The 13,710-nt window shown below is 35.2% G+C and carries 11 protein-coding genes; 5 read left to right on the top strand and 6 right to left on the bottom strand.

Going from position 1 to position 13,710, the window contains the following annotated elements:
• Positions 1-3: 3 nt before the first annotated feature.
• Complete coding sequence (gene ubiE / locus JHL15_RS08875; RefSeq protein WP_200245159.1) at positions 4-735, bottom strand: bifunctional demethylmenaquinone methyltransferase/2-methoxy-6-polyprenyl-1,4-benzoquinol methylase UbiE; 732 nt, start codon at positions 733-735, stop codon at positions 4-6.
• A complete protein-coding gene (locus tag JHL15_RS08870) occupies positions 732-1,301 on the bottom strand; it encodes a hypothetical protein (RefSeq protein WP_200245158.1) in 570 nt (189 codons plus the stop codon). Before JHL15_RS08870 ends, ubiE begins: the two co-directional genes overlap by 4 nt.
• 100 nt (positions 1,302-1,401) lie before the next feature.
• Between JHL15_RS08870 and JHL15_RS08865 the strand changes: the two genes are divergently transcribed.
• From JHL15_RS08865 to JHL15_RS08855, 3 genes are all read left to right on the top strand, one after another.
• A complete protein-coding gene (locus tag JHL15_RS08865; RefSeq protein WP_200245156.1) occupies positions 1,402-2,469 on the top strand; it encodes a 3-oxoacyl-ACP synthase III family protein in 1,068 nt (355 codons plus the stop codon).
• 69 nt (positions 2,470-2,538) lie between these two features.
• Positions 2,539-3,744, top strand: coding sequence for a metallophosphoesterase (locus tag JHL15_RS08860; RefSeq protein ID WP_200245154.1), 1,206 nt, complete (start codon positions 2,539-2,541; stop codon positions 3,742-3,744).
• A gap of 39 nt (positions 3,745-3,783) precedes the next feature.
• Positions 3,784-4,611 (top strand): class I SAM-dependent methyltransferase, encoded by an 828-nt coding sequence (locus JHL15_RS08855; RefSeq protein ID WP_317193025.1) that lies wholly within the window; start codon positions 3,784-3,786, stop codon positions 4,609-4,611.
• A gap of 2 nt (positions 4,612-4,613) precedes the next feature.
• On the opposite strand, the gene JHL15_RS08850 is transcribed toward JHL15_RS08855, so the two are convergent.
• From JHL15_RS08850 to JHL15_RS08840, 3 genes are all read right to left on the bottom strand, one after another.
• Complete coding sequence (locus JHL15_RS08850; protein WP_200245151.1) at positions 4,614-5,366, bottom strand: polysaccharide deacetylase family protein; 753 nt, start codon at positions 5,364-5,366, stop codon at positions 4,614-4,616.
• 84 nt (positions 5,367-5,450) lie between these two features.
• Positions 5,451-6,416, bottom strand: coding sequence for an NAD-dependent epimerase/dehydratase family protein (locus tag JHL15_RS08845; RefSeq protein WP_089029690.1), 966 nt, complete (start codon positions 6,414-6,416; stop codon positions 5,451-5,453).
• Positions 6,417-6,521: 105 nt separating this feature from the next.
• Positions 6,522-9,368 carry a TonB-dependent receptor plug domain-containing protein gene (locus tag JHL15_RS08840; RefSeq protein WP_200245150.1) on the bottom strand — a complete coding sequence of 949 codons (2,847 nt, stop codon included), beginning with the start codon at positions 9,366-9,368 and terminating at the stop codon, positions 6,522-6,524.
• Between the two features lie 215 nt (positions 9,369-9,583).
• Between JHL15_RS08840 and ggt the strand changes: the two genes are divergently transcribed.
• Entirely contained in the window at positions 9,584-11,272 is a 1,689-nt protein-coding gene (gene ggt / locus JHL15_RS08835; protein ID WP_200245149.1) for a gamma-glutamyltransferase, read from the top strand.
• A gap of 146 nt (positions 11,273-11,418) precedes the next feature.
• Positions 11,419-12,699, top strand: a complete 1,281-nt coding sequence (locus JHL15_RS08830) for a dicarboxylate/amino acid:cation symporter (protein ID WP_200245148.1) — start codon at positions 11,419-11,421, stop codon at positions 12,697-12,699.
• Positions 12,700-12,819: 120 nt separating this feature from the next.
• Here JHL15_RS08830 and JHL15_RS08825 read toward each other — a convergent pair whose 3' ends face one another.
• Complete coding sequence (locus JHL15_RS08825; protein WP_200245429.1) at positions 12,820-13,671, bottom strand: diacylglycerol/lipid kinase family protein; 852 nt, start codon at positions 13,669-13,671, stop codon at positions 12,820-12,822.
• Positions 13,672-13,710 lie beyond the last annotated feature (39 nt).

Genomic DNA, 13,710 nt, shown 5'->3' with positions numbered 1-13,710 from the left:
AGGTTACTTTGTTGCTTTATAAATTGTGGCTATACCTAAACTTAGTTTTTTATATTCAACTTTTTTAAATCCTGTATCTAAAAGAATTTGTCTCATCTTTTCCCCGAAAGGAAAAGCATTTACAGAATCCGGAAGGTATGTGTATGCCCTATTATCTTTAGAAACCAACTTCCCTATGGCAGGTAATATGTTTTTAAAATAAAACATATAAAATGGTCCCAAGAACCCCTCAACCTTTGAAAACTCAAGTATAAAAACACTTTTGTTATCTTTAACTACTCTTCTTAACTCTGATAAACCTTTTGTAAGATTTTCAAAATTCCTTACTCCAAATGCAACGGAAACAGAGTCGAATCTATTGTCCTCGAAGGGTAAATTTTCTGCATCCCCCTTCTGCATGGAAATTTTGCCGTCTAAATTAAGTTTTTTTATTTTAATAACGCCAACATTTAACATTTGTTGCGATAAATCTAAACCAATTACTTTTGCATTGGTTCCTTTTTCGATAGTGATTGCCAGATCTCCCGTTCCAGTAGCCACATCCAGCACTTCCTGGGGGTTATCACTTTTCATCCATTTTACCAATTTATTTCTCCATATGATATCAATTTTCATTGATAAAACACGATTTAAAAGGTCATATTTTGGTGCAATATTGTCGAACATATCCTCTACCTGGCTTTTCTTTGTAGCCTCAGAATTGTAGGGAGTTACTTGGTTGATATCTTTTGTCAAAACTTGTAATATTCTTTATAGTAATTAAGGTAATCTTGTTTTCTGAAGATTTTTGAACGGGATTCTACTTTATCAATATTTTTGATGATTTTATCATAATCTTCATCTACATTATAATAAAAATCATCTGTAAAAAGTTTATTGAAGTGCTTCGCTCCGCCCAAATATTCTTTCCCGTCTATTACGGTCTTATTAAGCTCCAAAAGTAATGAATCTTTTTTAAGATTGTATCCGTAATATTGTTTGTTGATATAATAGTCCTGGTGAGCAATGTTCAAAAGCCCACGAATTTTATTCACCTGGAAAGCGGAATCGTAAAGTATTTTTTTGTTTTGATCGAAAACTTTAATAGAATTTTTTCCTTGATTAAGATCTACCGATACCGATTGCCCTGCTGAAATAATTCCCTCGGAACCATTATTAATTCTATAGTAATAGGTATTAGGAGTAGGGTTATCTACTAAGTAATAATTTTTCTTAGCTAAAAAAAGGAAATAAATCCCAAAGGCAATCATAAACGCCACTAGGGCAATAAGTAAACCTTTTAAGGATGGATTATTTTTCATAGACTGTAAAGTACAATTTTTGCAAATTTAATAATATTTTTAATTCTTTCTTATTAAGATTAATTATTAACTTTGCATTTTTAAAAAATCATTTAAACGAATGCCGAATACGATCATTATTGGTTCTGGATCATACCTTCCTAAAAGGATTATCGGAAGAGATTTCTTTCTTGGTTCAGAGTTTTATACAGAAGATGGGGTAAAGATTGACAAACCTACTGAAGAAACGATTGCAAAATTTGTAGAAATTACTGAAATAGAAAATAGAAGATTCATTGACGAAGGTCTTTCCAACTCTCAGATCGGGTATGAAGCTGCTAAACTTGCTATTGCAGATGCTAACATTGATGGTGAAGAACTGGATTATATTATTTATGCAAGTAATTTCGGAGAAGTTACTGTAAACGGATATGCAGACTTCATGCCTACAATGGCAGCCAGAGTAAAAAATAAACTAGGTATTACGAACAGAAAGTGTGTAACGTATGACATGCTTTTCGGATGTCCTGGATGGGTAGAAGCAATGATCCTTGCCAACAACCTTATTAAAGCTCATGCAGCAAAAACAATTCTGATCATTGGTGCTGAAACTTTGAGCCGTGTTACGGATCCTCATGACAGAAACAGGATGATTTTCGCAGATGGCGCCGGAGCAGTGGTTGTAAAGGCTACTGACGAAGAGAATGTAGGAATCATCGCTCACAATACTATTTGTGACAACGGAATTGAATTAAATTATCTGGCTAATGGCCCTTCAATCAATAAAGACTCAGATCAAACCCGTTTATTCGTAAGAATGCAGGGAAGAAAGATCTACGAATATGCATTGAAAAATGTACCTGCTGCCATTAAGGAAACTATTGACAGTGCCGGACTTTCTATCGAAGATATTGACAAAATATTAATCCACCAGGCTAATGCCAAAATGGATTATGCTATGATAGAAAGACTTCATAAGCTTTATGATGTTAAAGATTATGACCACAGCATCTCTCCAATGACGATTCAGGAGTTTGGAAATTCTTCTGTAGCAACCATTCCTACTATGTATGATTTAATAATTAAAGGAAAAATGGCAGGTCATTCGTTTAAAGAAAAAGGTAACGTTGTTATGACTTCGGTAGGTGCCGGAATGAACATCAATGCTATCGTTTACAAATTTCCTTAAGAATAAATAATTTAAAAAATATTAAAAGCACAAAGGGAATTTTCTTTTGTGCTTTTTTTAAACCTGATTATGCAAAAAAACTTTTTAATTATTGCTGCTATTTTCCTGTTTCTGGAAATCTATATCTATCAGGCAATAAGAACGTTGACAGACAATTCATGGGTGAAAATTGGTTATTGTGTGCTATCATTAGCCATTTATGGAATATTCGCTTATGAGGTCACTCATTTTCAGAAATCAGATAGGAGTTCGGTTAGGATTCAATGGATGATGTCTTTGTTTCTCATTTTCATTCTTCCAAAAATCTTCATCGTTTTATTTCTATTGATTGATGATATTTTCAGAACCGGGACTTATATTTTAGGTTTCAGAAACCCCGCAGAAAACTTTTTTCCGGAGAGAAGAAAGTTTTTGAGTCTAATGGGATTGGGCCTGGGAGGGGTACTATCCGCTCTTTTCATTGATGGGATTACTTTTGGAAAATACCGTCATAAAGTAAGAAAGGTTAAAGTAAAAATCGCGAATCTGCCTAAAGGCTTTAAAGGATATAAAGTCGTACAGATTTCCGATGTGCACAGCGGAAGTTTTGCAGATCCGAGCAAACTTGAACATGCTATTGAATTGATTAATGAGCAAAAACCTGATCTTGTCTTATTTACAGGAGATATGGTAAATAATGTTTCGGAAGAGTTCAGGCCATTCATCCCTTTATTTTCAAAAATAAAAGCTAAAGACGGGAAGTTAGCCGTATTGGGAAATCATGATTACGGAGACTATGTTACATGGGACTCTCCTGGTGCAAAGAAAAAGAATCTCGATACACTTATTGACTACGAAAGACAGGCAGGATTTGATATGCTACGAAATGAACATAGGGTCATTGAGAAAGACGGTGAGAAGCTTTATATTTTAGGTGTTGAAAACTGGGGATTGAAACCTTTTCCTCAATTCGGTGACATTGACAAAGCTCTTGCAGGCGTACCAGAATCGGCAGCAAAAATATTAATGAGTCATGACCCCACTCATTTTGATTCTATCGTTAAACAACACCCAGGAAACGTTCAGTTAACACTATCAGGCCACACCCACGGAATGCAGTTCGGATTGGATCTGAAAAACATAAAATGGTCACCGGTTCAATACCGATACCCAAAATGGGCAGACATTTATGAAAGTGAAGGAAAATTCCTTTATGTAAACCGAGGATTTGGGGTGCTTGGATATCCAGGGAGAGTGGGCGTATTACCGGAAATCACTCTTTTTGAGCTGAGTTAAATTGTCTATTTTAGCAGAAAAGAAATATTAATATAATCCATGAAGGACACGGGTGAAAGACATATATTAAACGAAAATTTCAACAATAAATCAGAGTTATATCTTCATTTGATGCATATTGCTACTTATGAATATGCTAAAAATTTTGTGAAAAATAAAAAAGTTCTTGACTTCGGATGTGGATCAGGTTATGGCACCCATATGTTATCAGAGAATGCGGATAGCATTACTGGTGTTGACATAAGTAGTGAAGCTATTGACTACGCGAAAAAAGAATTTAGTTCTTCTAATTTGAGATTTAAGACCATTTCTGAGCTGAAAAATGAAAAATTTGATGTCATAACATCTTTTCAAGTTATAGAACACGTCCCCGATGATCGTGAATACACCGCCAATTTGAAAAAGATGTTAAATCCCGGTGGAGTTCTGATTATTTCAACGCCGGATAAAAAGCACAGACTTTTTAAATACATACAGCAGCCTTGGAATATCTTCCACCTCAAAGAATACAATTTAGAAAGCTTACAAAATATGCTTTTAAAACATTTTAAGGATGTAGAAGTTTTGAAAATAGGTTCTGAGTCTGACTTGGTTTTGGAGGAAATTAAACGAACAAAAAAGCAAAGAATAATTGTACTACCATCAACTCTATTTTTTTATCCATATTCTGTAAGGGTTTCCTTATTAAAGCTTCAGAAAAATATATTTGATTTTATAAAAAAGCCAAAATCCGGCAACCCAAAAAATGCTGTACAAAGTACTGCTAAAAATGATTTTTTATCAGAATACTCCTATAAGGATATTATTTTCAAAAAAGAGATGCAATACTCCACAGATTTATTGGCAATCTGTAAAAATGAGGAATAGAATTAAAAGATATAATCTTTCATACGGGAGGTAGCCATTTCTTTCTCGTTAATCCAGGTAAGGAGGTCATTTAATTTGTCCTCCATTTTTTTTCCTGAAGAAAAGCTCCTGTAAAATGGGATATCAAAAGGATAGGTCTTAAAATCGGTAAATTGCCAGGAATTAAGATAGATCAAAACAAACTCATCATTCTTCAAGGTTTCGAAAACCATATTCTGATAGTACTTCATTGGGAGTATTTGAAACACAAAATCATTATACGGTAACTGACTGTAGGGAGATATACTTTCCGGGACAATACTCAATCCATCCTCTTCCGTAATTTCGGTATCTCTTTTTAGTCTTTTAAAGGGAAAAAGAATATTGGCATTATCAATATTCGAAACATAATTGAACTCCAATAATTTCAAACTCTCTTGGGGAAGTTTTAAATCTTTTTGACGAATTCCCCGGATCTGTTTTCCGAAACATTCCTGTATATTTTTCTTTACTTCTTCAATTTCATGAAGGGAAGAATTTTTATTATAAAAAGCAATTTCATGACCTCGGCCAGAAATTGCTTTTATAAGATTGTGTAATTTTTCAACGATTGAAACCTCAATAAAAAAAGTAGCTTTCGTATCGTGAATATCTAAAATTCTGAGAATAGCTTTTGTATTATCAACTGTTATTTTTAATCTGTCATCATCCGAGATCTGAGCACTATTTTTAGCTTTTGCTTCAATATCGAGGATGTTAAAAGTCAATAATATCATTTAAACTTAATTTTATATAAAATTTACAATCAATTAAAAATGAGACGTTAAAAACACTTTTAATTAAAGTTATACTTTAGATAATTAATTTTTACCTAATTTCACTTTCAAATTCTTGATCATATCCTTAGTCATTTCGGAAATTCCAAAATCATAAGTTAATCCCCAGTCTTTTTTTGCTATTGAATCGTCAATTGATGCCGGCCACGAATCAGCAATTTGCTGTCTGAAATCAGGTTTATAATCGATCGTAAATTCTGGAATTTCTTTCTTAATTTCTTCAGCCAGTTCTTTCGGAGTAAAAGACATTCCACCCAAATTATAAGAAGAACGAATCGTTAAACTTTCTTTCGGAGCCTCCATTAATTTCAAGGTTGCGTTGATCGCATCATCCATGTACAACATCGGCATTCCAGTATTTTCAGAAATAAAACTTGTATACTTTCCTTCTTCTATCGCTTCATAAAAAATCTCCACAGCGTAATCAGTAGTTCCACCACCTGCCGGAGTTTTCCATGAGATCAATCCAGGATAACGGATACTTCTGACATCTACTCCATGCTTGTCAAAATAGTATTCACACCATTTTTCGCCAGCCATTTTAGAAATACCATACACCGTAGTTGGATTCAATACTACATCCTGTTCTACATTTTCTTTAGGAATTCCTTTTCCGAAAACAGCAATTGAACTCGGCCAGAAGATCTTTTTAAGCAGTCCTTCTTTTGCCATTTCACAGAAATGAAGAAGAGGCTCAAGATTTAGTTTCCAGGCAAAAATAGGCTGCTTTTCAGAAGTTCCGGAAAGTAACGATGCCAGGTGATACACTGTAGTAATATCATAATCTTTGATGATCTGTCTTACAAGTTGAGTATTGGTAACATCCATTCTCTCATAATATCCGGCAGAAGTAATTCCTTTCTGCCATCTGTCTAATCCAGATGCAACTACGTTTTCAGCTCCGTGAATCTCAACAAGTCTGTTGGTCAGTTCAGTGCCTATCTGGCCTAAAGCCCCAGTGATAAGTATTTTTTCCGTATAGGATTCCATTTTTATTTCTTTTAGATTTTGAATCTTACAAAAGTAAAAAAATCATGCTTATCATAATAAAAAAAGGTGTGTAAAAACACACCTTCAGAACATTGATAAGATTTATTAGAAATTAAAATTCAGTCTGGTAAAAAGGAACCTACCATTCATCCCAAACTGGGAGACATTTCTTGAGTATACAAACTGATTCTGGTTAGAAAGATCAATCGTAGCAGGCGAATACACAACATTCCCGGATGAATCCATAGAAGGTCTTTGAACATCAGTTCGACCATAATTTTTATCCGGATAAATATCAAACAGGTTATTGGCCCCAATAGTCAGGATAAAGTTTTTATTAAATTTATATCCGACAGAAAGATCTGTTATTATTTTTGCCCCCCAAACAGGATGCTCGGTCTCAACAACACTGCCATTAATTATTTCATATCCAACTTTGCCATCACCGTTTACGTCCATCGTGTTAGGATCTGTCACTTTTCCAAAATATACATTTCTAACTAAAATACTAAACTTGTCGATTTCCAAACCGTTATTAAGAGAAGCTTTAAACCTGGGAACCGCTTCTTCTACATAAACACGACTTGTTTCAGAATAGTATCGATTGATCTGTCCGGCATTTATTAAAAGGTCGGAACCATGAATCTCTCCTACCCTATTTGTTTTAGAAACCGTAACTGCCAAATCGGAATTCAATGAGACTCTTGTAGAGAACTTAGCTCTGTGGGAAACCACGCCCTCTAATCCTTTGGTCTGGGTATCGATAGCGTTAGCAAAAAAAGTGGCTGCATTGGCATTAGCTTTATCAAATTCTCTTTGAAGTTTATACAATGGACTTCCTTCCGGATATGTTCCATTTGGTCTCAAAAACTGGTCAGTAAGAACAACCCTGTTTTTAATTTTAATATAATAACCATCTACTGTAAAAGTAAGATTGGCAGTGGGAATTTTAGCAGTAAATCCGGCTGAATAGCTTACAGACTCTTCTTGTTTCAATTGTGGAATTCCCAAATTCTTTGCTATTTCTGAATCATTTGAGAATGTACCCACCTCATATGCTACCCCACCCACAAATTGCGTAGACGTTGCATTATAATAAATCTGCTGCAAAGAAGGGGCACGAAATCCAGTAGAATGTGCTGCTCTGAGGTTAATCTGATCAGTAAGCTTATATCTTGTTGCGATTTTATAATTAAATGTGGATCCAAAGTCAGAGTAATTTTCAAATCTGACAGCCCCGCTTATCAGCCATTTATCCGTAACATCAAGTTCTGTATCTACATATCCGGCTACAGAGCTCCTTCCTTTATTTAAACTATTCGCAGGTCTGAATCCAGGAAAAACCTGTGCCCCACCAGGTCTTGTAAATCCAAAGAAATCAGTTGGCTTTAGATTTCCTGGAGTTGAAGCATCCTGGACATTACCATTAATATCATAAAGAGCCCATGAATCCTGTTCTCCATTTGTAATTTTATATCTTTCAAATCTGGCCTCACCTCCAAAAGCTATATTAAAACCTTTAAGCCAATCCAATTTTGTATCAAAATCTGCATTAATGGTATTTTGTGAGAAGCTTAAACCTCCTGCATCAAATTCCGTTTTGCTGGGAAATGGCATGGAAGCATTAGCCGTGTTTTTTATGGTATAATCAAATGTATTTCGACCATACGTGTTACTGATATCATAATTAATATTCCCTATTTTTCCTTTGAAGCCAGCTGCGAAAGAAAGGTCAATAACATCCGATGCAATTTCCGGAAGGAACCCATTAGAATAAATTGAAGTAGACGTTCTTACGTCATTCGGTCTACGATAAAAACCGCCCGCATTACCACTTCTGTATGAAATACCCCCAAATGCATACCCTTGTACAGATGATGATAAATCAAATTGAGAATTCATAAAAAACTGTCCCGAAGTCAACCTGGACTGCCCAACTCTCATGTTTAAATCATTTCTGGTAAGCCCTCTGTAAGACAACTCATTTTCTGTAAAATCTGTGCGTAAAAGTCCTTGCAAAGCTGTAATTGTATTTGCATTTTGAATTTGCGTCTGAAAAGAAGGATTGAAGTAACTCACATTCTGTGCATATTGATGAATATAATCAACAATTTGCTGTGAGTTGGGTGTATTACCAATATTACTAAAAAGAGAAGAGATATTAACTCCATTTTCCAAAGCTCTGCGTTCAATAGCGTTGTAGGCATTAAAAATATCTCCGGTAGCTGCGTTGGCTCTTCGTGTATCATCTCTCTTCATTAAACTTGCTGTAAAATTGATGAATCCTTTCTTTCCTATAGCTGTACCATAATTAAGGTCTAATTGATATTTACCACCATCCCATCCTCCGTCATGATTATTTGACCCTTTAGAATTGAATCCTCCCGCCGTGATAGCAGCCGTAAAGGCATTGGTGTTTTTTTTCATGATCACATTAATAACACCCGCGATAGCATCAGAACCATACTGCGCTGAAGCTCCATCTCTTAATACTTCCAATCGCTCAATTGCAAAGGCAGGAAGAGCATTTAAATCCGTTCCTACAGATCCTCTTCCGGGAGAACCATTTACATTTACTAAAGATGAAGTATGTCTTCTTTTACCGTTTAATAAGACCAATACCTGATCAGGTCCTAGCCCTCTTAATTGAGCAGGATCAATATGGTCAGTCCCATCCGCAACGGTGGTTGAGTTAGATGTAAATGAAGGAGCGGCGTAGTTTAAAATCTGGTTCAAATCCATTTGTGGCGTCATAACCGATTGTGAGCTGATATTGATCACATCCACAGGTACAGGTGTATCTGTTGCCACCCTTGCTTTGTTTCTGGATCCCAGTGTAATTTTTATTTCCTCAATATTTTTTGTTTTTGTAGAATCTGTCTGGGCATGCGCGTATACGGAAACTAAAAACAATGCAGCGAGAGAAGTAGCCTTTTGGTAATTTTTTATCATATGCTTTTTTTCCAAAAGTAATGAATTATCTTTTAAAAACAATTTAATCTTAAAAAAAAGCAAATTTTATTACATAATAACTATTTAAAATCAATAAAAATTAAATATAAACTAACACCTGTTCGTTTTTAATACAAACAAAATAATTACACTTTTCAAAAGAAAGATTTTCATCAAAAATCTATACTTTTGTTTCTAAGAAAAACGGAAATGATATGAAAAGATTATTTTTTGCTGTGCTGGTAGTAAGCACAAATCTTTATTGGAGTCAGTTTACTGACATTACTATTGTAAAAGAGGTCAAAGTAAAAAATAAAGGGGTTGTAGTGTCGGCACATCCACTCGCAAGTGAGGCCGGGGCGAAAATGCTGAAATTGGGAGGTAATGCTTACGATGCTATTGTTGCTACTCAATATGCTTTAGCTGTTGTTTATCCTCAAGCCGGAAATATTGGTGGTGGCGGCTTTTTAGTTGGTGTAAAAAATACTGGTGAGAAATTCACTTTGGATTATAGGGAAACTGCCCCTAAACTGGCTTCCAAGGACATGTATCTTGACAAAAATGGAAAAGCCAATACTGACTGGTCTCAAAATGGAAGATTAGCAGTAGGAATTCCTGGAAGCATTGCCGGATTTTTTGCTACTTTACCATATTGTAAGCTTCCAATGGATAAAATCATTCAGCCAGCTATTGATTTAGCCGAAAAAGGTTTTGCAATTACGGAAAAGGAAGCAGATATGCTTAATACTCACAAAGAAAGTTTTCAGAAGCATAATAAATCCACTATTTTATTTGTAAAAGAAACGAAGTGGAAAGCAGGAGATCTTCTTATCCAGAAAGACCTTGCTGAAACACTGAAACGTATTCAAAAATTAGGAGCCAAAGGTTTTTATGAGGGAAAAACAGCTGATTTTATTATCTCCGAAATGAAAAGAGGAAATGGTATTATCACCTATGAAGATTTAAAAAATTATAAGGTCGCCGAAAGAAAAGCACTTGAATTTGATTATAAAGGAAACAATGTTGTCTCTATGCCATTACCGTCCAGCGGTGGGGTTTTATTGGCTCAGATGTTAAAAATGGCCAGTTATGAAAATCTGGAAAAATATCAAATCAACTCCACTCCTGCTGTTCAGATCATGGTAGAAGCAGAACGAAGAGCATACGCTGATCGTGCGGAATACATGGGGGATCCTGACTTTATAGAAGACAAAACCAGTTATTTGATTTCCGATAATTATCTTAAAAACAGATGGAAAAATTTCAGTTTTTCTAAAGCAACTCCGAGTTCAGAAGTTGGAAAAATCATACCACAACCCAAGGAGTCTACGCAAACAACACACATTTCAGTAATCGACAAGGATGGAAATGCAGCATCGGTTACTACCACACTCAATGGATATTATGGAAGCAAAGTTCTTGTATCAGGTGGAGGATTCTTTTTAAATAATGAAATGGACGATTTCTCCATAAAACCAGGAGTTCCCAATATGTTTGGTGCTGTAGGTGGTGAAGCTAATTCCATCCAGCCTAATAAACGAATGCTTTCTTCAATGACTCCTACTATATTATTAAAAAATGGCAAACCTTTTATGGTAGTAGGTACTCCTGGTGGAACAACGATCGCTACGTCTGTTTATCAAACGATTGTAGATGTAGTCGATTTTAAACTGGATGCCAACATTTCTGTAAATTCACCAAAATTCCATCATCAGTGGCTTCCCGAAACTGTATCTGTGGAAAATAATTTCCCGGAATCTACTATTTCTGACCTTAAAGCTAAAAATTACGTTATCGAAAAAGTAAAGCAACTTGGAAAGATGGAAGTGATTGTGATTGATGCCAATGGAAATATTCATGCTGTCGCTGACGGGCGAGGTGATGATTCTGTAGCTATAGAATAATTATACTTTTAGAATAATAGATAAATATCTTCAATATGTACTTTATTTTGCCAAAGTTGCATATTGAAGATATTTTTATTGAAACATCTATCATATTTCACAATATTTTTCCCTTATTTTACATTTTTAAAAATTAAAACACCTTAATGAAAGCAAAAAAATTCTATCAGCAACTTTATTTTCAAGTGATTATTGCCATTATTGCAGGTATCCTTCTCGGCAGATTTTATCCCGAATTAGGAGAAAAGATGAAACCTTTAGGTGATGGCTTTATTAAACTGGTTAAAATGATCATTGCACCAGTTATCTTCATTACACTTACATTAGGAATCGCTCACATGACCGATCTTAAAAAAGTTGGTAGAATTGCTGTAAAAGCAATGATCTATTTCTTTACTTTTTCAACATTAGCATTAATTATTGGCTTGATCGTTGGAAATATTCTGCAACCCGGTTCCGGATTAAACATTGATCCCGCTACACTCTCAGGTGATGTTTCCCAGTATCAGCAAAAGGCACACGATTCTACCCTTACAGGATTTATGATGAATATAATTCCTGAAACACTCTTCAGTCCATTAGTAGGCGAAAATATTCTTCAGGTTTTACTTGTAGCCATTTTAATGGGGGTCGCCCTGGTTTTAACCAAAGAAAAAAGTCAGAAAGTAACCAGCTTCCTGCAAGATCTGGCAACTCCTGTTTTTAAAATAGTCCATATGCTTATGAAGCTCGCTCCTATTGGAGCTTTTGGAGCAATGGCATTTACAATCGGAAAGTATGGTCTTCATTCTGTTCTCAATCTATTATTTTTGGTAGGTACATTTTATATTACTTCTATATTATTTGTTGTTTTAATATTGGGTGCCGTTGCGTGGTACAATGGTTTTAGCATTTTTAAACTGATGTTCTATCTTAAAGAAGAACTTCTTTTGGTACTAGGAACCAGTTCTTCAGAATCTGCATTACCGGGAATTATGGAAAAGCTGGAAAACGCAGGGTGTTCTAAAGCAATTGTTGGTTTGGTAGTACCAACAGGCTATTCCTTCAATCTTGATGGTACCAATATCTATATGACACTGGCCTCATTATTTATAGCACAGGCTCTTAATATTCATTTGCCACTTGAAAAACAATTGATGCTGCTACTTGTCGCAATGTTAAGTTCAAAAGGTGCTGCCGGAGTCACCGGAGCTGGTTTTGTAACATTAGCAGCTACATTAGCTGTTGTCCCTGAAATTCCCATCGCCGGAATGACATTGATATTAGGAATAGACAAATTTATGAGCGAATGCCGGGCACTGACTAATGTTATTGGGAATTCTGTAGCTACTGTAGTAGTAGCCAATTGGGAAAAACAATTGGATAAGGATCAGCTGCAATACTCTTTAAATCATCCCCACGAGATTGAAAAGAAATTAGAAGTCTGACAGGAAAATATTCTGCTAAACTGTAGCCTGGTAAAAGATTTTGTTTATTTTTCTCGTTAAAGGTTCTCGATACATTTTTTTTCGCTTCGCTCAGAAAAATACTCGAACTGACGGTGGTATTTAGATTAAGATTGTTAAGCTCGCTGGAAGCACTTTAACATGAATAGGAGATTTTATCTTGTTAAATTCGCCATCCAGGTGCCAGTTTTTAGTATTGACACTAAATTCAATCTCTGAAACCGGAAGATAGGTGACATAATCATCATCTTTCAACTTCTTGGTAAACATCCTATAAGCAAATAATGCTGAATAGGTCAGTGGGAACTTTTTAACCAAAACCATATCAACCAATCCATCGCTTTTACTCGCATTAGGAGCAATGTATGCGTTGTTCCCAAACTGGCGGGTATTGGCGATATTCAACATTAAATATCTTCCGTTGTACTGTTGATAGGCTTCATCTACGAACTTAACTTTAATCGGCTTATAATTAAAGAATGTTTTCAGAGAAACTTTAATATAGTTTTTAAAACCACGATCCGTTTTTTCAAATTCTTTCACAACCTTTCCGTCAAACCCTGTTCCTGAAACATTAATTGAAAGACGCTCATTCACCGTGAAAGTATCTATTTTTCTGGATTTTTTACTTTTTATCTTCGTAAGTAGTTCATCCAGATTTTTGCTAAATTGGGTTTCGTTGGAAAAACCATTGCCGGAACCTGCCGGAAAAATAGCCAAAATCTTAGTAGTGTTGATTAGTTTTCTGGCCACTGTTGAAATCGTTCCATCACCTCCTATCGCAACGAAAATATCAGTTTCATTGAAATATTTTTCAATAAAATCATCTGTTCCCTGAATAGATTCCGAAATGTAGTATAAGGGATTTTCTACCTTTTTTTTCAGCTCATTGAGAAATGGCTGATAATTTTTTTTGGCAGAAAACGGGTTGATGATAAAAGCTACTTTTTCCATTGTGGCAAAATTAAAAAATGCTTCCTGATTTGGAAGCAT

The organism is Chryseobacterium paridis (genome assembly GCF_016595215.1).
In the GTDB taxonomy this organism is placed as follows: Bacteria; Bacteroidota; Bacteroidia; order Flavobacteriales; family Weeksellaceae; genus Chryseobacterium; species Chryseobacterium paridis.
Note: the sequence above shows the minus strand (reverse complement) of the source record. Positions and strands in the feature narration are given on the sequence as shown.

Excerpts from the sequence above, each read along its gene's own strand:
- JHL15_RS08870 (WP_200245158.1), bottom strand. The coding sequence starts at position 1,301 with ATGAAAAATAATCCATCCTTAAAAGGTTTACTTATTGCCCTAGTGGCG.
- JHL15_RS08865 (WP_200245156.1), top strand. The coding sequence starts at position 1,402 with ATGCCGAATACGATCATTATTGGTTCTGGATCATACCTTCCTAAAAGG.
- JHL15_RS08860 (WP_200245154.1), top strand. The coding sequence starts at position 2,539 with ATGCAAAAAAACTTTTTAATTATTGCTGCTATTTTCCTGTTTCTGGAA.
- JHL15_RS08855 (WP_317193025.1), top strand. The coding sequence starts at position 3,784 with ATGAAGGACACGGGTGAAAGACATATATTAAACGAAAATTTCAACAAT.
- JHL15_RS08850 (WP_200245151.1), bottom strand. The coding sequence starts at position 5,366 with ATGATATTATTGACTTTTAACATCCTCGATATTGAAGCAAAAGCTAAA.
- JHL15_RS08845 (WP_089029690.1), bottom strand. The coding sequence starts at position 6,416 with ATGGAATCCTATACGGAAAAAATACTTATCACTGGGGCTTTAGGCCAG.
- JHL15_RS08840 (WP_200245150.1), bottom strand. The coding sequence starts at position 9,368 with ATGATAAAAAATTACCAAAAGGCTACTTCTCTCGCTGCATTGTTTTTA.
- ggt (WP_200245149.1), top strand. The coding sequence starts at position 9,584 with ATGAAAAGATTATTTTTTGCTGTGCTGGTAGTAAGCACAAATCTTTAT.
- JHL15_RS08830 (WP_200245148.1), top strand. The coding sequence starts at position 11,419 with ATGAAAGCAAAAAAATTCTATCAGCAACTTTATTTTCAAGTGATTATT.
- JHL15_RS08825 (WP_200245429.1), bottom strand. The coding sequence starts at position 13,671 with ATGGAAAAAGTAGCTTTTATCATCAACCCGTTTTCTGCCAAAAAAAAT.